This is a genomic window from bacterium, assembly GCA_012517375.1.
Taxonomy (GTDB): Bacteria; Hydrothermota; Tepidihabitantia; order B3-TA06; family B3-TA06; genus JAAYVC01.
On record JAAYVC010000101.1, the window covers coordinates 1 to 20,206 of the forward strand.

Here is a 20,206-nt window from a genome sequence, read left to right on the forward strand (position 1 = left end):
AAAGACTCCAACTACAAAAAGTACTACGGTGACTAAAAATCTTGGAGGTTCTGTCAATCTGGGCTACACGTTCAACAAACCATCGGGTTTCAAATTGGGTTTCCTCAAGCACCTCAAATTTAAGAATGATGTAACGGTTAATGGTACTTTAAGTTACAATCAAACAATTAACGAAAACAAAATCGATACTACGCAAAACACTACAACAGGCAATCTTTCCGGAAACATTCAATGCTCTTATGCCTTCTCCGAAGCGTTTGACGGAGGTCTGACGGTCTCAGTCAACCGTCAGACCGGAAAAACGGGCGGAGTAAAGAATAATACCGACAGAACCGATTACGGAATCGATCTGTTCGTCGTATTTAAGTTCTGATGAAGAAACTGTCGAATGAAGGAATAGCGATAATTGTTCTAGCCGTTCTTCTTGTTGCAGCAATTTCGATAGGCTTTATCCGCAGGATTCCTAAAGGGAAAATTGAACTCGAACCAAGTACTACTATATCCGAGAAGATTGATCTCAACAAAGCGGATGCAGATGAGCTTATGGAACTTCATGGAATAGGCCCCGGTCTTGCATCAAGAATCATCGCTTACAGGGACACTCACGGCCTTTTTTCCTCACTAGAGAGTCTGTTGAACGTACCGGGAATAGGTTCGGCTAAACTTGAAGACATCAAGCCCTATCTCGAGGTTCCTTGATGAAAAAGCAAGGGATATAAAAAATGTCGCGTATCATGGCTGTCGATTTAGGTAAGAAGAGGGTCGGCATCGCTTTTTCAGATGAATCAGCGCTTCTTTGTATCGACGCTTTTTCAATAGAAATTCGCGACGACAAGGATTTTGTAAAACAGATAACCGAGATAATCAAACGTCACAATGTTGGAGAAATAGTGGTTGGATATCCAATAAACTTAAAGGGTGAACGTACCGAGACCACACGCTGGGCCGAACGCATATACTGCATTCTCAAGGAGAAATATGAATTCCCTGTAAATCTGCTTGATGAACGAATGACTACGGCTCTAGCCGAACGTTTCGTACCCTCTAACGAGCGGAAAAAAGATAAATCAAAGGTGGATGCGGTTGCCGCTTCCCTCCTTCTGGCCGACTACCTGAGGCAGCGCATAAATGTCTAGCAAAAAAATAGCTATCGCTTTTGCATTCGCCTGTGTTATTCTCCTATCCTGCGCTAAACCTCATGAAACCTCTTCGAAGGAGGTTATGTTCGAGGTTCGTTCAGGAGAAACAACCTCGCGTATTGCAGAAAGACTGGATTCTTTGAATGTAATAAAACATCCTAAGTTATTAAAAATTAAGGCAAAACTCAGAAACCTTGACAGAACTCTTAAACAAGGCATCTACCGCCTCCACATGAACATGAGTGAAGATTCGGTTCTTGTTGTTCTGGCTTCAGGCAGCATCGCTACTGTTACAATCACGATACCAGAAGGAATGACTTTAAGCCAGATAGCAATGAAGCTGGACTCGGCTGGGCTTGTAAATAAAGACACTTTTCTTAGACTCGCCTGCGACAAAAAACTCCTTGAGGAATTTAATATTCCTTTTCAATCTTTTGAAGGCTGTTTGTTTCCTGATACATACAAATTTCCAGTAGGTATTGAGCCCCAGGATATATTACGGATGATGGCCAAAAGGTTTTTCGAGGTTTCTGAACCCTTTTTGAGGAACTCCAGTCTTGACACTATTCTTATACTGGCTTCTATTGTAGAAAAAGAGGCTTATCTTGACAAGGAAAGGCCAATTATAGCTTCCGTTTTCCTTAACCGTCTCAGAAAGGGAATGAAGCTTGAAAGCTGCGCAACCATAGAATACGCTTTACCGGAACATAAGGAAAGCTTGACTTACTCCGATTTACGGGTAAATTCACCATACAACACGTACATGAACGTCGGTTTGCCTCCAGGCCCTATTTGTTCGCCGGGCAAGGCTTCTCTTGAAGCTTCGGCGCGGCCTAAGGAAACAAAGTATCTGTTCTTTGTATCCAAGGGTGACGGGTCGCATTATTTTTCTCAAACCGCAGAAGAACACGAAAAAATGAAACTCATATTGAATCGTAAATCCGGAAAATGAAAACCAAGGAGCCTTGATGGGACGCATAATCTTCTCGATTAATCCGGGAGGAGGGTCAACAAAGGTTGCTCTCTACGAAGACGAAAGGGAAATGAGGAGTGAAAGCATAAGGCATTCAACCGAAGAACTTGCTAAGTTTTCATCGACAATTGAACAGCTTGGATACAGAAGCAGCATGATCAACAGCCTTCTTGATGCATGGAGAACGGATAAATCAATACTTTCCGCCGTTGTAGGCAGGGGAGGGCCTTTCAAACCGCTTGTATCTGGTACATACAGAGTTAACGAAAAGATGCTGTCTGATATTCGAGAAGGTCGTGTAGCGGCAGATCATCCTTCAAATCTAGGTGCGCTTCTGGCATACGAAATGGCACAGCCCCTCGGAATACCCGCATTCATTGTTGACCCTGTTTCTGTTGATGAGTTTATTCCTGAATCTCGCATATCAGGTTTGCCTGAGATAGAAAGGCGGTCGCTCTCACATGCCTTGAACATGAAGATGGTCGGCCGCAAGGCGGCTTCCCGGCTTGGTAAAAAATACCAGGAGCTGAATCTTGTTATTGTCCACCTCGGGACGGGCATTTCCATAGGCGCACATCGCAAAGGCCGCCAGATAGACGTCAACAATGCGAACGATGGAGGACCTATCGCTCCGCAGCGCACCGGTTACCTCCCGGTAACGCAGCTCGTGAAGCTGTGCTTTTCCGGCAAATACGATCAGAAAACCCTTATGAACAAGATAACCAAGGAAGGAGGCCTTCTTGCTCATCTCGGTTCCGATCATGCACAGGAGCTTTATAGAAAAGCCCAGGATGACGAAAAAGTAGCCTTGGTCCTCAGGGCAATGGTGCAGAGCATAGCAAAGGAGATTGCAGCCCAGGCGGCTGTACTCTCAGGCGAAATCGATGCTATTGTAATTACAGGAGGGATGGCGTATGAACCAAAACTAGTCGAAGACGTCTCGAATAAAGTGAAATTTATAACACCAACCATTCTTGTCTTCCCAGGCGAGGACGAGCTTGAAGCGCTTTCCTTAGGCGCGCTGCGCGTTCTTACCGGCGAAGAGGAGGCAATGACTTATGAGTGAAAAAAAGTTTTTATCAGGAGATGAAGCTGTAGCGCGAGGAGCATGGGAAGCGGGATGCCATGTCGCAGCTGCCTATCCTGGCACTCCTTCGACAGAGATACTTGAGGCCATTTCTGCATATAAGGAGATTTATTCCGAGTGGTCAACTAACGAGAAGGTAGCCTACGAAGTAGCCTTGGGAGCCTCGATGGCCGGCGCACGTTCGTTGTATGCATCCAAGCACGTCGGGTTGAACGTGGCTGCGGATCCTTTCTTTTCATCTGCCTACATCGGTTCGCACGGCGGACTCGTTATCATCACTGCGGACGACCCTTCAATGCATTCATCCCAGAACGAGCAGGACAACCGATACTACGGCATTGCCGCCAAGGTGCCGGTGCTTTGCCCTTCCGATTCGAAGGAGTGCAGGGAGTTCACCAAACGTGCCTTTGAAATATCTGAACGATTTAATGTTCCTGTCATCGTTCGTCTTACAACCCGCACTGCGCACGCAAGCGGTGTGGTGGAATGCGAGCCGCGCAATGAGATTCCAATAAAGGGTTACGAAAAGAATATCTCCAAGAACCTCATACTTCCCATGTTTGCACGAAAGCTGCATGCATCGCTTGAAGAGCGCATGAAGGCCCTCAAAGAGTATTCGGAAACATCGGATATCAACTTAATTGAAAAGGGAAAGGATGATGTAGGTATCATCTCCGACGGAGTGGCATATACCTATGCAAAAGAAGTTTGGCCTGACGCCTGGTTCCTAAAGCTCGGGATGATGCATCCTCTTCCTGAAAAACTTGTCAGGGAGATTGCGTCAAAGGTTCATAAAATCTATGTAGTCGAAGAAAACGATCCGATTATTGAAACCGAGGTCAAAGCGTTTGGAATCTCCTGCATCGGCAAGGAGGTAGTTCCTCGTGTTCTTGAACTCAACCCTGACCGACTTCAAGAAGCTTTCTTCGGAAACAAACCTTCGACCGTAGACCCGGGTGAATTGCTCAATAGACCGCCGGCGTTGTGTCCCGGATGCACACACAGACCTGTGTTTCACATTCTATCCAGGATGAAACCGATAATCACAGGCGATATCGGATGCTATACGCTGGGTGCCCTTCCGCCTCTGAACGCAATGGATACCTGTGTTGATATGGGCGCCTCAATAACCGCCGCGCATGGAATAAGAAAGGCGCTCGATTTTTCTACCGACGAAAAACAGAAAAATCAGAAGGTTGTCGCCGTAATAGGCGACTCGACCTTCTTCCATTCAGGAATGACTGGCCTTGCCAATGCAGTATACAACAAGGCTCCAATTACGATAGTAATCATGGATAACCGCATAACGGCAATGACCGGACACCAGCAGCATCCTGGAACTGGAAAGACCCTCAAGGGTGAAGAAACATTCGAGGCGGACTCGGCGGATGTGACCCGCTCGCTCGGAGTGAGGAAGGTCTGGGTCGTTGACCCATACGACTATAAAGAGACGAAAGAGGTCCTGAAGCAGGCTATGGAAGCGCAGGAGCCTGCAGTTGTCATCACTCGCCGCGCATGTCCGCTTTACGATCGCACACAATGGAAACCGTATTACCTTGTGGATGAGAACACTTGCATCGGATGCAAGATGTGCGTCGGACTTGGTTGTCCGGCAATCAGTTTTATCGCTGACCGCAAGAAATCACACATCAATGAAGTACTATGTACCGGGTGTTCGATTTGCGCCCAGGTTTGCCCGAAAGGAGCTATCCATGCCTCAAAAGACAACTAATATATTCGTAGCCGGAGTCGGCGGTCAGGGAATACTCAAATTCTCGGAGCTTTTGTGCGAGACTGCCATGCGTTCGGGGCTTGACGTAAAGAAATCCGAGATTCACGGCATGGCTCAGCGAGGCGGTTCGGTCACGACACATTTAAGGTTCGGCGAGAAGGTCTACTCGCCTCTCATACCTGAAGCAAAAGCCGATTTTATTGTCGCTATGGAACACCTGGAAGCTTTGCGTCACATCTCTTTCCTTAATCCAGATTCAGGTCGCTTGATTTACGATACTTATGAAATCGCTCCACCAGAGGTATATACAGCTTTGAAACCCTATCCGGATGACCTTGAGATAAGACTGGAGAAATTTGCAAAAAAACGTATTCAGGTTCCCGCATTCGAGATAGCTCGCGAGATGGGAAATGTACGCGCTCAGAACGTTGTCATGCTCGGCTCCCTTTCGGTATTCGTGCCGTTCGAAGAATCGCTTTTCATTGACGTAATACGCTCCGGGTTCCCTGCGAAATTCGCCGAATCCAATCTGAAGGCATTCGAGCGAGGCAGGGAGTTAGCCTCGCATTAATGGATGAAATCTTAAAAAAAGCGCAAGACGCAATCAAGAAGTCGGAAAAACTTATGGTGTTCACAGGGGCCGGGATATCAAAGGAATCCGGAGTGCCTACTTTTCGTGAAGCCGGCGGTTTGTGGGATAAATTCAAAGTCGAAGATTTTGCTACCCTGGAGTCTTTTAAGAAGCGTCCGGTTGAGGTCTGGGAATGGTACAGAATGAGAAGAGACCTTGCAAGGAAGGTTGAACCGAACCCCGCTCATTATGCATGCGCTGAACTGGATAACAATCACGAAGATTTTATGATTGCTACCCAGAATATAGACAATCTTCATTACAGAGCTGGCGCAAAAAGGGTTCTTGAGCTACACGGCAATCTGTTTCGTTCCTACTGCCTTGAATGCGGCTCCAAAGTAGACGAATCTCAGGCCGATCTTGTTGGAGAAGTGCCGGAATGCGTCAAAAAAGGATGCAAGGGCGTGATGAGGCCGGATGTTGTATGGTTTGGAGAATATCTTGATCCAGACGTTCTCGAAGAAACGACAAGATTTGCCTCTGAATGCGATTGCTGCATCGTTATTGGAACATCCGGACTAGTTTATCCCGCGGCTCAACTGCCTTATCTTGCCAAGCGCAATGATGCAGCTATAATAGAAGTAAATCCGGAACCGTCAACAATTACTGCGATTGCTGATTATTTTTTTAAGGAACAGGCTGGAATCATTATGCCTAAGCTTGCTTCAAACTGAATCTTTGGAGGGATTATGAAGTATACATACGGACCTGTGCCTTCAAGGAGGCTGGGCTTATCATTAGGAGTTGACATACTTCCATATAAAACGTGTAGCGTTGATTGTCTTTTTTGCCAGCTTGGAAGAACGTCGAATCTCACTATCAAGAGAGACTCCTTTTTTCCTAAAGAAGATATTCTCAAGGAGGTCATAACAGTATACAAAGCTGAATCGCCTGATTACATTACCTTCTCCGGTTCCGGAGAACCTGCTTTAAATAAGGATATCGGCTGGCTGATTCGCCGGATCAAGGAAGAAACTAACGCGAAGGTCGTGGCGCTGTCGAATTCAACCCTCTTGTGGATGCCGGATGTCAGGGAAGATCTTTCCGCTGCGGATGTCGTTGTGCCATCGCTTGATGCGGGCACTGAGGAGTTCTGGAAAAAAGTGAACAGACCGCACCCTGATCTTGTGTTCGACCGCGTGATTGAAGGTCTTGTCGACTTCTCCAACGAATTTGCAGGCGAACTCTGGGTCGAAATACTTCTTGTAAGGGGAATTAACGACAAGGAGGAGAATTTCGAACCTATCCGAAAGATTCTTTCGCGTATGCACTACCGGAAGATTCAGCTTAACACCGTTGTAAGGCCGCCTAGCGAGAAATCGGCGCTTCCCCTTACCCAGGAAGAGCTTGAAGCGATTGCTAAAACTTTCCCTCCCAACACGGAGATTGTGGCGACCTTCCAGAAAAGAGGCAAACACGTAGGCGCTCAGGGTGACAGGGAGCGTATACTCGATTCTATCTCCAGAAGACCTATGACCGTTAAGCAAATAGAGCAGAGCCTCGGCATACCGTCCGAACGCGCGGAGATGGTTCTTGAGATGCTAGTAGTCGAAGGCGAAGCAAAAGCCACCGTTCACGGGCTTGAGGAGTTTTACGAGGCTGTTCATACGACGTAATCATCGGGGGGGGGGGGAATTCATATTGACAAAAACAATTTCATATATAATATTTGTTAAACAACGGCAACCCGGAGGGGTTATGACAGTTTTTTTCCTGATCGCTTTCTTGCATTCTCAAATTGATTCAATATCTGATACAATAAGCACTGACTCTGTAGCACCTTACAAATTGACCGACTTCAGGCTGCCTGAAAGCGGCGCTATGCGGTTCTCCGTCAATCTCTCCGGTGATATGAGTGGCGGAAGAGCATCTGATTGGGGTTTTGGGTATTCTAGCCCGGATACTTTAGATACTCTTTTCTGAAAAAGTAGTTCAGAAAGCAAGAAAACTACCTCAGGAGGATATTTCTCTATATCCCGGGACAAAGAAAAAATTAGTTATTCTTTTGATGCAGACTTTGATTTGTTTGGAGATGCCGGCGAGTCTTCCTATTTGTACCATGACTATGAGGGTATTGACACTATCAAAGAAAGCAAGCGAAGTTATAGAAACATCTCTAGCGAATTGGATTTGTCCGGACAACTTCTCTATTATCCTTTTGGTGATTATGTATATATTGGTTTTCAATCTTCTTTAGATAACTCCGGCGGATTTGGAAAAAATGCAGAATTTGAGCGGTACGATACCTTTGTTAATACGGATACGCTTTTTACGAGAGTATACTCCGAAGAGTTTTCGTTTTCACCAAGAATAGGCTTCGGAAGGATAAGACCAATCGAGTACGCGGCAAACGCCCTTGAGATTGAAGAAGTCTTGAGGAAAGAGCTGGATGTTTCCAGGAATCCGCAACTTGTCAAGGAAGTAGCCGAGCTGTACGCAAAAAGGTGGGAGTATCCTATCAAGTACTGGCACCCTGACTGGGAGTTCTACGAAAACCTCGAAGAGATATTCGAGAAATACGGAATATCCCATGAAGATATCCGCATTAAGACCTGGATGCAGATAATGGATGCCTCAGCAGTATGGGGTTCGCGACCTTACGGAATAAAGATATCTTTTATTAGTTTAGGGCTTACTCAAGGATACAATATTAGGACTGAAGAGAGACCCGAGTCTATGATATACTACCCGCCTTTATCGGAAATATCGGAAAACTATAACGCAAATTTCGGAATTAATGGACTATATGTAGATTGGGGATATCCTTTATCATATAAGACACATCTTGCAGGAAGTTTCAATTTTTCAGCAAATCCAGGGTTGAATTTCGGCATACAACACAGAGCAATCTATCGGACAGGGGCATATTACCCTGACAGCTTGGTTGAAGATACTATAATAACAGAAGCAGAAATAAACCAATATGAAGTAAATTACAGTATTTCGTCGTTAACATGGCTTTGGAGTCATTTAGGAATTTCACCAGAATTCTCAGGCAGTTTCGGAAAGGAATCGTACTATTACAATGGCTACGAGGATTCAACTACGTTATCCTGGTTGAGCAACGGAATAACTCTTTCTGCGGCATACTACTTTACCAACAAGTTCTCGTTTCATGTTTCAGGCGGCTTGAGTACGTATTTGCAGAGAATCGGAGACCTGCCGGTTACGTTTTCTGCCAGTCCATCTGCAAGGGTAAGTTTAAGCTATAGGATTTTTTAACCCCCAAGGAGGGGAAATGCTAGGAATACTTTTAATCATAGTTTCCCAGAACGCAGGAGATGCAGCATACAATCTCAGGGATTTCAGGATACCGGACGCAGGAGCCATTAACCTTTTTCTCGGATCTGGTGGTGATTTTTATTTAGCCCGCGGTTATCGTCGCGACGATTCCACGAGTAGAAGATCTCTAAGTTATGGCCTGGACGGCGTGATTCTTGCTGAATACAATTTAACTCTGTCAAGCAAGCAACGTTTCATAAATTTACAGATTTCGACACAACCGTCCGAACATGAAAGTTTTTATTATAACGTATACGGTAGACGTTACGAATATGAAAAAGATACCAACTTAAGTATTGGTAAATCGTTCAATGCTTGGATACATCCCAAAATAGGCTCTTCAACTGATGCGGGGTGGTACATCAACGAATCGCAATGGTTTCTTGGTTTTTCCGATACAGTACATGCAGGGGTGACGGTTGGTTATTCCGACTACTGGGAAAAATGGTATATTCGACCCGATTATTTACATTTAAGTCTGTTCATGGGAGGCGGGTTCGGCAAGGTTCGCAACGTAGCGCCTGCAGCTAAAGCCTGACAGTTTCTTGAGGAGGTTGCTCAACCTAGGAGAGAGGATATCGATGCCCTCGCCCAGCTTTTATCTACCCAATGGAAATACGAGATGAAACACTGGTATTACGAGAAATCCTTTTACTCCGATGCGGCTGCTCTCCTTGAAGAAAGAGGGGTTACTTCAAAGCTCTCCCCATTCCATTCCATGCGGCTCAGGGAGATTGTTCTTGCGTTTCCTTCAGAAAGACTTTACGGCAACCGGATTTTTTTAGGCGCAGGCGGAAGAAGTGATTATTGGTCATATGGAATCGGGTTGCAGGCAAACGTAATCGGCGGTTACCCCATCTCAAGGATATTTCAATTGAGCTGGAAAGGCAGCGGGACGGTTTTGACAAACGATTTTGCTCACATCGAGCAATCCCTTACAGTAGAACCTGAATTGGCATGCTATATCGGCGAGCGCTGGAAGTTTTCACTTGGGTTCGACGGCTACTACTGGAATGTTCCTTATGAATACAATCAATACGGTTTTGGCTGCTACATTCCATTTGTGACGCAGTTTTACCTTGAAGACAACGTTACTATCCAAACAGCCTTGACTTACGAATATAGAGAAAAACAAGATCTAGGCTACGGGTATTCAGGTAAAGGGCAAAAATTATGGTTTCAGGCTGCACTAACCTGGCGATTGCTCTAAGGAGGATATAGTGTTTTTAATAACATTACTTGCTATCGGTCTTTCCGAGGATTCGATTTTTAATCTCAGAGACTTCCGTATTCCGGAATCCGGCGAGACTCGCCTTTCGTTATATACATACATTAGCCTACCCTGGGGTCAATCTTCCTTCAGCGACAATACAGAACAGGAATTCACGGACATTAAGGTTGCATACTATCACCTTGGTATTCCCTGGAGTTTGCGAATTCTTGCTGAAAACAAGTTCGTGGATTTATATCTTGCACCTTATTCGAGCGGTTCATATCGTTCGTGGGTAAAAGACTTCAATGGAGTCATCGATTCTACATTCACCCGCATAAATCCGGATATCGGAGTCGGCCTTAATACCTATTCTTTCTCAGGTCTGTATATAGGCAGGACTCCCTTTTTCGCGGCTATAAGCGACACATTGAATTCCGGTTTCTGGTATGATTCGTACGATAACGGCGACATATCATATACGGCTACTACGAAAGGCGTATATGGATCATTATTTTTCGGCCCTGGAATAGGCAGAATAAGGAACGTTACATCCGTAATACATGCCTGGCAGTTCCTCGATGAGATTGGCAAAGCCAATCACGACAACGTCGAGACGCTCGCAGGTCTCTTGGCAAGAAAATACACTTACTCCCTCAAGTACAGCCGCTATGAGAAGTATTTCTACCAAGATTTAGAGAAATTACTTCAAGAGAAGGGTATTGTTTCGGAGCTTTCCACATACGATTTGATGCGGCTGCGGGAGATTGTAGCCACTATGCAGCCCGGAAGGCTCTCAGGAGTTCGTTTGTGGTCTGGTGTAGGTGGAAACGGAGAGATCACAAGCCGTGTTGGCACAGATACATCATTCTTGCGGACCTATCTCGACAAAGGAATCCAGATCAATTTAGAAGCAGGTTACCCTTTGACAAGACGCTGGCAACTATCAGGCAAGTTGACCGCCGATATCATAACCCCGGACTGGAATAAACTCGAAAACCACGTAAGGGGAGAAGGACAAATCTCTTACTACCTGACTGACCGATGGAAATTATCCTTAGGTTTAGAAGGACGCAGATGGGATGAATCTCAAACAACGCCATCAATAGAAACTGGAAACTCTATCTTTGATCAAATTATCATTTCAGCGGCCAAAGGCTGGTGGTTTGATATACCGCTCGGGGTAACATTCTATCTTGAAGATAATCTCTACATCTATGGAAACGCCGGTTACGGCTGGACGCATCGCGAATACCCTAATTACGACGGCTCCATATACGATCACTCCGGTTTCTTTGCAGAAACCGGATTTACCTGGCGTCTGCGTTAAAAAGTACTTTTGATGTTTCTCCGAGGGTAGTCGCCCTGTAAATTAGTTTCGAAATCCATGCAAGTAATTTCCAACATGTCCGAATGAAGGTGATGTGATATCGGTGTTACAGGTGTGACGGGGGATACGGGTATTACGGGTGTTACGGATGTTACGGGTGTTAAGGGTGTTACGGGGTCCAGTCCGCGTCGAAGAAGCCTGCTTTGACCACTCCGCCCCAGCCTTTGTCATAGACATCCTTTGACCATACGATATAATCTGGCAGACCTGCACCGGAGTAAAGCGTCGAGAAATAACCGGAAAGCTTTAAGCCTTCTTCACCGATACCTTCGCGAACTAGAATCTTCTTTTTAGGTGCAAGCGGATTAGGGAATACGAAGAGCGCTGATAGAGCCTCAGGCGGCAGCTTCTCGCCATCGAAGACGAACCTTTCCCCGTCGATTTTCACAGGCAGTCTTGATTCAAAAGCAGCGGTAATAGAGTTCTCCGCCGCACTGCCGAAAAGAATGAGGTTGAAACGCTCCATCATGTCTTTATCGACGGATGTGTCAGGCGCAATCATTACGCGTCCGTTCGCCCTGTACCACCATGCGGTGGATTCGTTGCGCGCCATGGATAAAAGACGTCTTGTTGTGGCAGAATCGGCTCTGGTTCCATAGACAAGAATGAAAGGTTCATAATACGCTCCCTTAATAGGCGGATGGGGGTGGGGGTAGGTCATGGATTTAGCAATCCGCCAGTCGTTTTTGGATAATTCAAATACAACCGAATCCGCTTTCGAGTCAATCCTCAGCGAGGTATCATCAATCTTTATCTTGAAAGGAGAAGAGTGTTTATCATCAAACTTCAAGGAGAAGCGGTTGATATTTGCGGTTTTAATACGGTATCCGTCATCTTCAAGCCAGCCTTCAATAACCGCATCAGCCATTCTATTCTTGACTTCAAAAATCCTCAGCCAGTATGCGCCGTCGTTCTGAGTTAAATCCGCAGTTCTGTAATAGACGTGTTCGGGATAGGTTTTACGTACATTGTTCTTGAAGAAATCGTAAGTCGGGGGGGTAGCGCCGCATGAGAACGTATCGCCATCAAAGACTTCTATCCATCCGTGCCCGCCGCCCGGCCATTCATGATAGACGTAATCATAGTCAAGTTGATTGAGTCTTTTTGCGTAAAGCCTTGCCTGGAATGCGGGAACATTATCGTCGGCTCCTCCTTGATGGATAAAGAAAGGCAGATTGCAGGCGTTTTCTATCCGGGCAAGCTGGTTGTCGCCGCGCAGAGCCTGATTACGCACCTCAAGCTGCCAGGGTTCCGCGAGGATTGCGGATTTCTGCCAGGTCCACGGCGAATACAACTCGTGATTGGTCCAGCCTGCCGCAGGTGATGCACATGAGAAGAGATCGGGGTAGGTCAATGCTATGTGCCAGGTTCCATGACCACCCATAGAATGGCCGGTCAAGCTTACACGATCAGGGTCAATCGGATAAGTCTTGCATGAGAGATGGTAAACCTCTATTGCGTCAAGCCTGCCCCAGTCCTGCCAGTCGAACCCGAAGTTACGGCGGTTGTTCGGTCCAACGAAGAAAGCCCAATCCTTTGCCTTGAAAAGTCCTAGATGCCATAGGCCTTTAGAGCCTGCTCCGTGCAAACCGAGGACTAGATTATAGGTTTTGGACGAATCGTAATTAAAGGGTTCCATAATGGCGTATAACTGGACTGATGAATCTATTGCGGAAACGAAAGTCGCCTCATGCGGCTTAGTCGGTATACTGCAATGGAGAGGCAATTCGTAATCTGCATTGCCTTTATTCCATACGATGCTTGCATGAAGCATCAGCCTGTCTTCGGGGACGGAGTCGGGGAGAGGGCTCTTAAGGACAAAATCGAAGGGCGCCTTGTAAAAGCTCATCGGAGCGATAGGGGGTAGCTCAAACGTATCCTGTTCAAACTCTCCGCCTCCAACAATAAGCTTTGAACCGAAGAGCCAATCCTCGGTTGTGTTGCATACAGGTATAGCGCCGTACAGAGGAGAGGTGTTAGCGCGGCCGTACACGAGCTCGGGCAACGTGGCATCGCTCGCGACGAGCCGGACGTCGCTATCCACTGGAATGAGCTTAAAGCATACCCTGTCGTCGCCTGCTCCGCCGAGATAGAGCCAAAGCTTGTTGAGTCCTTTCTCGAGGACGACAGGAATCTGCGCGTAGCCGTGAGCGTAAACGTCGCCCGGATAACTTTGTTTGTTCAGAGTGAAGCTGGTTCCAAGTGCGATTGCGAGTGCGCGTGTTCGCTCATTGACCTCGAATTCCGTATACGCGTAGCCTGTATTGTAAAGTGCGGATATCCCATAAAGGTCTTGCAGGAACTCCCAGTCCACGTTCTCATAGCTAGAAGATAACCAGCCAGTGGAATCCACTTTAATTTTTCTCCACTTGACCCAGCCGCCCGTGGCAAGCTCGGAGAAGAGGCTGTCGCCCTCTTTCGGAACGAAATTAGAGTCATCAGGAAGGTTCCTCCAGCTTCCCTCGCGTACGCCCGTTAAAAACGATCCGCAAACAAGATAATCCGAAGGGATAATCGTATCCTGAATCGACGGAACTGAAACAAGAAAGTACAACGCTAACATCATATATGCCTCCTGGTAAGATTGGATTGATGCTAAGCAAGTTGATTTGAATGTCAACTGAAAGGTTTCATCGATTGATATCGTCCGATACTTGACAATCTCAAGATGATGCGTAACCTCAGGTCAGTTGCCGTGTCGATTTGAATCGACAGGGCGACCATTTAAAAGGACTTTTCGCGACTCCAGGTCGCGATTGTTCAGCCAAAAACATCTAACCAGGACCAAGGAGGAATATATGGGCATAAGCTGGGGAATAGCGCTGATAGTAATAGGAGCCTTATCAGCAGCTTCGTTGATTGTAGCCAAAAAACCTAATGCAGCAGAGCTCTTGAACAAGATAACGCCTTACCAGGGCTGGATAGGCATTGTTGCATGTCTTTGGGGCTTATGGGGCATCATCTGGGCCATAATGAGCCTGGGCGTTTTGACCTGGGGAATCTTCGGTATCATCTGGTGGCTCACGCTGCTTATAGGAAGTCTTCTTGAAGCGGTTCTTGGTTTTATTCTTGGTTACGCTCTCATAACACAGTACGCGTTCGGCAAGAATGAAGAGGCAAAGGCCAAAGGCGACGCCATTCTGGCAAAGCTTGCTCCTTTGCAGGGCACGCTTGGAATAGTTGCCATCATCGTTGGTGCGTGGATTATTGTAGCCTGGATAATAACCCTTGCCATCTAGATAAATACTTTCGAACAGCACAACAGGGGCTTAATGCCCCTGTTGTTTTATCCACCTACTGTTTTTTTCACCTTATCGCTTAGTACTTAGTGATAGATAATATATCAAAAAAAAAATATCCAACTTTTTTTCATTAAATTGTAGTTTCTAAATGGCGCATGAATTCATCAAAGGTTTTTACTCGATCCTTTTGTATGGAATCCTTTGATGCTATTTGAAATTGTTTTTCATTTGATACAAAGCTGTTTTTTTAAGCTCCAAATAGAAAAGCAAATGGAAAATCATCTTGGACCAATCTTGTTCATCAATCTTGCCTTCGTATGCGCGACGAAAAATGTTTGTATCAAAATAAACAGACCTGAAAGTGGTGATTAATACCTTCTATTCAGAAAATGTTCATGATATGTGATGATTTAAACTTGTCAAATCTTTATCCGCATCCCGCAAGAAGGGGGAGAGTGTGGGTTGATTCGATTCCCCATCCATATGTGGAGGGGGAGGGGACGAGGTAGAGCTAGACTTGACTCCCTATTCTTCGCTTGTATAATTCCCCGTGGCTAAGGCGTTCCAGTTTTACACCGAACAGGGTGCGGTTTATTATTCCGGTTACAAGGCCGATAACCTTAAGTCATTGTTGGTGGGCCTGAGAGGTGTTCCTTCATCCTCGATCTTCTATCACCTCTATCATTCACTGCTTCGGCGTCACTACACGACCACCGACTACATGAACGACTTCGCCCAGTGGGTGTGGGGGGTGCTGTGGCAGAAAACCCTGGGCGAGAAGCTCGCGTCGTTCGATCCGCTGGAGTTCACCATGGTACGGGAAGCTCGCGCGAGTCTCATAAAGATAGTAGAGGATTACGTGGGCGAGGGTGAGTACTTTCAGCGCGTACCCGAGGGAGAATCATTCTACTTTCTTTGCATCAAGAGCTTCATCTATCCGACAGGCGTAAAAGCTTCCTCGCTCGATGAGTTGATGCAGGCAATAAGAACAATCTCTCCGGGGAGCCTTTTCTATCATCTTATTGAATCAAGACTGAGGCTGCGCAAACACTCGAACGACATTTCGATATGGTTAAACGAGGAATTGCGACAGCCTGCGCTTGCGGAAACCATTAACGAGCTTTCTCCCTACGAGTACAACCTCGAGGAGATACGCGGAAAAATCATAACGAGCATCCAGAATGTTAAAGCCTGAACGTCAGTACCATTCACTTGATGATTACGCGCCTATAGTCACGCAGGGTGTCATTGATGAAATAAGAACGCTTGCCCGGCTTCTTGGCAACGTAAAGATCGTTCACGTGAATTCTACGAAGGAGGGAGGAGGGGTTGCAGAGATTCTCGGGTGGTTCATACCTATTCTCGAGGAGTTGGGAATGAGAGTGCAATGGGAGATTATTACGGGCGATACCGAGTTCTTTACGATTACGAAGAAGTTTCACAATGCCCTGCACGGTCAGAAGGAAGAGTTTACTCATGAGATGTTCGAAAAGTACCGTTCTAACGTCAAGGAGAATTCGCCCAAGATTCCGGACGATGCCGATTTTGTGATTATTCACGACCCTCAGCCTGCGGCAATAATCGAGCAGTACCCAGTAAGAAAGGCGAAATGGGTATGGCGCTGTCACATAGATTTGGCAGATGCCGATCTCAGAATCTGGTCTTTCTTAAGACCTTTCGTAGAACGCTACGACGGCGCCGTGTTTCACATGCCTCAATACACCAAGAACCTCATGGTTCCTCAGTTCATACTGCCTCCTGCAATTGATCCGCTTGCTCCTAAAAACATAGAGCTTGACGATGAGCAGGTGGGCTCGATTCTTACAAGCATAGGCGTGCCCCGCAACAAGCGGATTCTTCTTCAGGTCGGACGCTTCGACAGACTCAAGGACCCTTTTGGCGCTATCAGCGCGTTCAAGCTGGTGCGAAGGTGGTACGACTGCAGGCTCGTCCTGATCGGAGGCGCAGCATCGGACGATCCTGAAGGTCAGGCAGTTTTCGAAGAGGTGATGGACATGGCCGGAGGAGACCCAGATATTCACATCCTCAATCTTCCTTCAGACTCTCATCTCGAAGTAAACGCTTTGCAGAGGGCGTCAACAGTGGTAATACAAAACTCCAGGCGTGAAGGATTCGGGCTTACGGTTACAGAGGCAATGTGGAAATCAAAGCCAGTCGTAGGCAACGATATCGGCGGCATAAGACACCAGATAATTCACGGCTCATCTGGCTTCCTCATTCATTCGGTCGAGGGACTTGCCTATAGAATCCGCCAGCTTTTCGGCAATCCGGGAATGGCTAAACGCTTCGGCCAGCAGGCAAGGGAATACGTACGCAACATACTGCTCGTTCCTCATCATGTCAGACGCTGGCTTTTGCTCCTGCACTCGTTGCGCGCAGGAGAAGAAGATATTATTACCTTGTAGAAAAGAAAAAAACCGAGAAAAAATACAAGGAGGAGGAATTGAGATATTTCATTATCTTTTGCATGATCGTTATACTATCGCTTTCAGGGTGTTCGCCTCATTCGAGCAAGGCCGAGTGGATTACTGATGCGCTCGTCTCTATTCGGGACGGTCGCTATCCCCGTATAGTCGCTGCAAGCTACTGGAACGAGGTGTGGATAAACGAAGACGGCAGCACATCTGATCTTACCATAAACTCCTCTACCGAAGCCCTAGAAGCTTTTAAAACAGGTACCGCGGACGACATCTTTGTATCACAAATCACGTATTCTTCCGATACTTCAAAGATTCTGCCTCCCGAGAGCGGCATATACTTTTCCGCGTATCCCGACTTCGGAGACTCCGAAGATACTGTAACCTTAGAGCGAATCCAGGATTTCGAGGCGCTCGCAGTAAAACAAGTTTCATGGGTATACTTCTCGAACAACTGGGTTGGCGGCATCAAGTTTCCTCAGGAAGCGGTGAAGACCATCCACGATTACGGACGACAGCCCTTTATTCGCATGATGGCGCTTTCCTCGTATGACAGAATCTGTCCGGACACCCTTTACACGCTTCAACGCATAATCGATGGTGATTTTGACGAAGAGTTAAAAGCCTGGGCAAATGATGCAAAGGCCGCAGATTTTCCTCTTATGGTTGAGTTCGGCACAGAGGTTAACGGTGAGTGGTTTCCTTGGAACGGAGCCTGGAACGGCGGTGATACTCTGGCCGGTTACGGCGATCCTTCTTTGCCTGACGGTCCCGAACGCTTTCGGGACGCTTACCGACACATAATCGAACTCTTCAGGGGGCAGGGAGTCGGAAACGTCACCTGGGTATTCCACGTTAACTGCGAGAATATCCCTGACGAATCATGGAACCGTATGGCCTCATACTATCCCGGAGACGACTACATCGACTGGATAGGCATAAGCGCCTACGGTGCCCTTACTCCAAAGGAAGCTCGTCAGGAGTGGCGGCTCTTTACCGAAATAATGGATATCTCGTATCCGGAGTTTGCTGCGATATCTGCGAACAAGCCTCTTGCAGTGCTCGAATTCGGGGTAGTGGAATAACCCAAAAGAAATCGTTTCACAATTTCTTTGGGAACCCCTGCGAGTCGGCCTATGGGTAAAAGAAGAAAGATAATCACAATTCCACCTGATTATTACAAACGAGTTCACGAAGAGCGATATAAGGCCATTCTCGGCTCTGGAGCATCTTTTCGTGAAAAGGACATGCAGCCTTGCGTTGCAGAAGCCTGGCAGGAGTTCAGGAAGTTCTCAGGCCTCGATGCCGGCTCGAAGGGAATCGAGCTCGGCTGCGGAACCGGAATAAACACAATCACACTCTCTTTAGAAGGTTTCAACATGACCGGCTTAGATATTTCTCCCACAGCCATCAAGAAAGCGTGTGAACTCGGCACGCAAAAGGGAAGCGATGCCAGGTTTGAAGTGGGTGATATGTTTTCAACCCGTTTCCCGGATTCATGCTTCGACTTTGTCGTCAATATCTGGGCACTTCACGTTATCGCAGAACAGCCCATGCGTGATAAACATCTTCGTGAATGCGCAAGGATTCTTAAACCGGGCGGATGGGTCTTCCTCCACAACGAATCGAGCGAACAGGACGTTTTCAATCCGGAGAAGGAGATTGAAATCCAAAAGAAGGGGGGAGGGGAAGAAGAAACCGACATCCCTTTACGCACTCAGGTTTTCAAGAGGCCTGACGGCTCAGAGATTGAGGTCAGTTTTCCCGGCCATATGCCCGATGGTCTTTCGGGTCGCCGGTCTCTTCGTGAGCATCACGAAGAACTCAAGCGTGCGGGATTTGAGATAGCGAGATCGTGGGAGGGCTTTATGCAGCAATCAGCCGATGCGCCTTCTAACAGGATGATGGTAGCTTTCGCGAGAAAACCGGTATAGTCGTTCAATAACGCACGAATCGACACTAATAATACGAAGAGCCGGCTTCAAACCGGCTCTTCCAATTTTTTGATTTCGTCTCCTGCGATCTTTTCGCGTTAAGCGAAAAAGAGCATTCGTTATTTGACTTCGATTGCTATCTCTTTGGTCTTGGCCTTTTCGGACTTGGGAAACGTTATCTCAAGCACGCCGTTCTCGTACGAAGCCTTAGCCTTGTCGTGCTCGACCTCGGTCGGAAGAGTCAAAACACGCTGGAACATTCCGTAGGAACGCTCTATCCTGTGGAAATGGCGGTCCTTATCCTCGGCTTGACTGCGGCGCTCGCCGGAGATAACAAGATTGTCGCCCACAGCCTGAATTTTGATGTCCTCTTTATTCATGCCGGGGACCTCTACTCTTACAATCAAGGATTCCTTGGTCTCTTCGATATCGACAAGAGGGGCCCATGTGGCAGGAAAGTCCTCAGCGCCCCAACGACCAAAGAATGAATCGAAAAGACGCTCCATATCTCTGCGGAAAGTGTCTATACCCCAGAAGGGTTCATATCTTTTTATTTTAGTCATGTTTGCCAACCTCCTTATAATTTCTAGTTGGTTTGTATTCACAACTATATTATAGTTTGCTAAAATGGTTTGTCAAGGTCATTCGAAGAAGATGGTTATGGAACGTAAAGGAAAGATGCGACGTCTAGAATATAGTGCGTTCAGAGTCAGCTCTTTATCACGAGATGCTTTTCCGTGAGATTACAAAGGCGGGCTGGTTCAGGTGTTTGATATGGGGAAGCGTAAAGGCTGTTCTAGAAGGATTTCTGCATTTTCTCAATGTAGCAAACGTACTAGTTAGGGTAAGCATCGGTCTTGTGTGGATTGGTATTATTGCTCCCGCGCTTGTGCTTTTTATTGCCACCTTTCGAAGCGCCAAGATACTGGGCTTCGAGCAGCCATACAAGTTCTTTATTGCCATGGAGATAGTTTTTCTAGTAAGTCTTGTTGCCCAGCTTCCTTTGATATTCCTGGGGCTGTTCTTTCATGACGGGTTTGTAACAATCTTTTCACTTATTATAGTCAGCCTTGCCGGTTACAATATTAAAAGGGATTTAGAACAAAGAGGATGGAACAAACTCGAGGCTTAATTTTCAGCTTGACAAT

At 46.7% G+C, this 20,206-nt stretch carries 22 protein-coding genes; 20 read left to right on the forward strand and 2 right to left on the reverse strand.

Translation table 11 applies throughout. From position 1 onward, the window contains the following. Positions 1-28: 28 nt before the first annotated feature. The 14 genes from GX441_10820 (at position 29) to GX441_10885 (ending at position 11,384) form a co-directional block, all read left to right on the forward strand. Positions 29-373: a hypothetical protein gene (locus tag GX441_10820; protein NLI99136.1), complete on the forward strand. Its 345-nt coding sequence runs from the start codon at positions 29-31 to the stop codon at positions 371-373. Then, positions 373-699, forward strand: a complete 327-nt coding sequence (locus tag GX441_10825) for a helix-hairpin-helix domain-containing protein (GenBank protein NLI99137.1) — start codon at positions 373-375, stop codon at positions 697-699. The genes GX441_10820 and GX441_10825 overlap by 1 nt, the downstream gene beginning before the upstream one ends. 35 nt (positions 700-734) lie before the next feature. Then, a complete protein-coding gene (gene ruvX, locus GX441_10830) occupies positions 735-1,136 on the forward strand; it encodes a Holliday junction resolvase RuvX (protein ID NLI99138.1) in 402 nt (133 codons plus the stop codon). After that, complete coding sequence (gene mltG / locus GX441_10835; protein ID NLI99139.1) at positions 1,129-2,091, forward strand: endolytic transglycosylase MltG; 963 nt, start codon at positions 1,129-1,131, stop codon at positions 2,089-2,091. Before ruvX ends, mltG begins: the two co-directional genes overlap by 8 nt. 16 nt (positions 2,092-2,107) lie before the next feature. Further along, on the forward strand, positions 2,108-3,178 hold the full coding sequence (gene buk, locus GX441_10840; GenBank protein ID NLI99140.1) for a butyrate kinase: 1,071 nt from the start codon (positions 2,108-2,110) through the stop codon (positions 3,176-3,178). Then, positions 3,171-4,931: an indolepyruvate ferredoxin oxidoreductase subunit alpha gene (gene iorA / locus GX441_10845; protein ID NLI99141.1), complete on the forward strand. Its 1,761-nt coding sequence runs from the start codon at positions 3,171-3,173 to the stop codon at positions 4,929-4,931. The genes buk and iorA overlap by 8 nt, the downstream gene beginning before the upstream one ends. Then, positions 4,912-5,502 carry an indolepyruvate oxidoreductase subunit beta gene (locus GX441_10850; protein NLI99142.1) on the forward strand — a complete coding sequence of 197 codons (591 nt, stop codon included), beginning with the start codon at positions 4,912-4,914 and terminating at the stop codon, positions 5,500-5,502. The genes iorA and GX441_10850 overlap by 20 nt, the downstream gene beginning before the upstream one ends. Then, positions 5,502-6,236 (forward strand): NAD-dependent deacylase, encoded by a 735-nt coding sequence (locus GX441_10855; protein NLI99143.1) that lies wholly within the window; start codon positions 5,502-5,504, stop codon positions 6,234-6,236. Before GX441_10850 ends, GX441_10855 begins: the two co-directional genes overlap by 1 nt. A gap of 15 nt (positions 6,237-6,251) precedes the next feature. Beyond that, positions 6,252-7,178, forward strand: a complete 927-nt coding sequence (locus GX441_10860) for a radical SAM protein (GenBank protein ID NLI99144.1) — start codon at positions 6,252-6,254, stop codon at positions 7,176-7,178. 82 nt (positions 7,179-7,260) lie between these two features. Further along, on the forward strand, positions 7,261-7,485 hold the full coding sequence (locus tag GX441_10865; GenBank protein ID NLI99145.1) for a hypothetical protein: 225 nt from the start codon (positions 7,261-7,263) through the stop codon (positions 7,483-7,485). A 99-nt stretch (positions 7,486-7,584) separates the two neighbouring features. Then, positions 7,585-8,784, forward strand: a complete 1,200-nt coding sequence (locus tag GX441_10870; protein ID NLI99146.1) for a hypothetical protein — start codon at positions 7,585-7,587, stop codon at positions 8,782-8,784. A 16-nt stretch (positions 8,785-8,800) separates the two neighbouring features. Further along, positions 8,801-9,382 carry a hypothetical protein gene (locus GX441_10875; GenBank protein NLI99147.1) on the forward strand — a complete coding sequence of 194 codons (582 nt, stop codon included), beginning with the start codon at positions 8,801-8,803 and terminating at the stop codon, positions 9,380-9,382. Between the two features lie 84 nt (positions 9,383-9,466). Further along, positions 9,467-10,054: a hypothetical protein gene (locus GX441_10880; GenBank protein NLI99148.1), complete on the forward strand. Its 588-nt coding sequence runs from the start codon at positions 9,467-9,469 to the stop codon at positions 10,052-10,054. Positions 10,055-10,064: 10 nt separating this feature from the next. After that, the gene (locus tag GX441_10885; GenBank protein NLI99149.1) at positions 10,065-11,384 is read left to right on the forward strand and encodes a hypothetical protein; all 1,320 of its coding nucleotides are present in this window, start codon (positions 10,065-10,067) and stop codon (positions 11,382-11,384) included. Positions 11,385-11,553: 169 nt separating this feature from the next. Here the strand turns inward: GX441_10885 and GX441_10890 are convergent, their stop codons facing one another. Further along, a complete protein-coding gene (locus GX441_10890; protein NLI99150.1) occupies positions 11,554-14,010 on the reverse strand; it encodes a prolyl oligopeptidase family serine peptidase in 2,457 nt (818 codons plus the stop codon). 238 nt (positions 14,011-14,248) lie between these two features. Between GX441_10890 and GX441_10895 the strand changes: the two genes are divergently transcribed. The 5 genes from GX441_10895 to GX441_10915 all read left to right on the forward strand — a co-directional run bounded on the left by GX441_10895 (position 14,249) and on the right by GX441_10915 (position 19,058). Then, positions 14,249-14,683: a hypothetical protein gene (locus GX441_10895; protein NLI99151.1), complete on the forward strand. Its 435-nt coding sequence runs from the start codon at positions 14,249-14,251 to the stop codon at positions 14,681-14,683. 553 nt (positions 14,684-15,236) lie between these two features. Further along, positions 15,237-15,881 (forward strand): hypothetical protein, encoded by a 645-nt coding sequence (locus GX441_10900; protein NLI99152.1) that lies wholly within the window; start codon positions 15,237-15,239, stop codon positions 15,879-15,881. Then, the gene (locus GX441_10905) at positions 15,868-17,112 is read left to right on the forward strand and encodes a glycosyltransferase (protein NLI99153.1); all 1,245 of its coding nucleotides are present in this window, start codon (positions 15,868-15,870) and stop codon (positions 17,110-17,112) included. The genes GX441_10900 and GX441_10905 overlap by 14 nt, the downstream gene beginning before the upstream one ends. A 38-nt stretch (positions 17,113-17,150) precedes the next feature. Next, positions 17,151-18,209, forward strand: coding sequence for a beta-mannanase (locus tag GX441_10910; protein ID NLI99154.1), 1,059 nt, complete (start codon positions 17,151-17,153; stop codon positions 18,207-18,209). A gap of 51 nt (positions 18,210-18,260) precedes the next feature. Beyond that, positions 18,261-19,058: a class I SAM-dependent methyltransferase gene (locus GX441_10915; protein NLI99155.1), complete on the forward strand. Its 798-nt coding sequence runs from the start codon at positions 18,261-18,263 to the stop codon at positions 19,056-19,058. 119 nt (positions 19,059-19,177) lie between these two features. On the opposite strand, the gene GX441_10920 is transcribed toward GX441_10915, so the two are convergent. After that, positions 19,178-19,621, reverse strand: a complete 444-nt coding sequence (locus tag GX441_10920; protein NLI99156.1) for an Hsp20/alpha crystallin family protein — start codon at positions 19,619-19,621, stop codon at positions 19,178-19,180. A gap of 134 nt (positions 19,622-19,755) precedes the next feature. On the opposite strand from GX441_10920, the gene GX441_10925 reads away from it, so the two are divergent. Continuing rightward, entirely contained in the window at positions 19,756-20,190 is a 435-nt protein-coding gene (locus GX441_10925; protein ID NLI99157.1) for a hypothetical protein, read from the forward strand. The last annotated feature ends 16 nt before the right edge of the window (positions 20,191-20,206 follow it).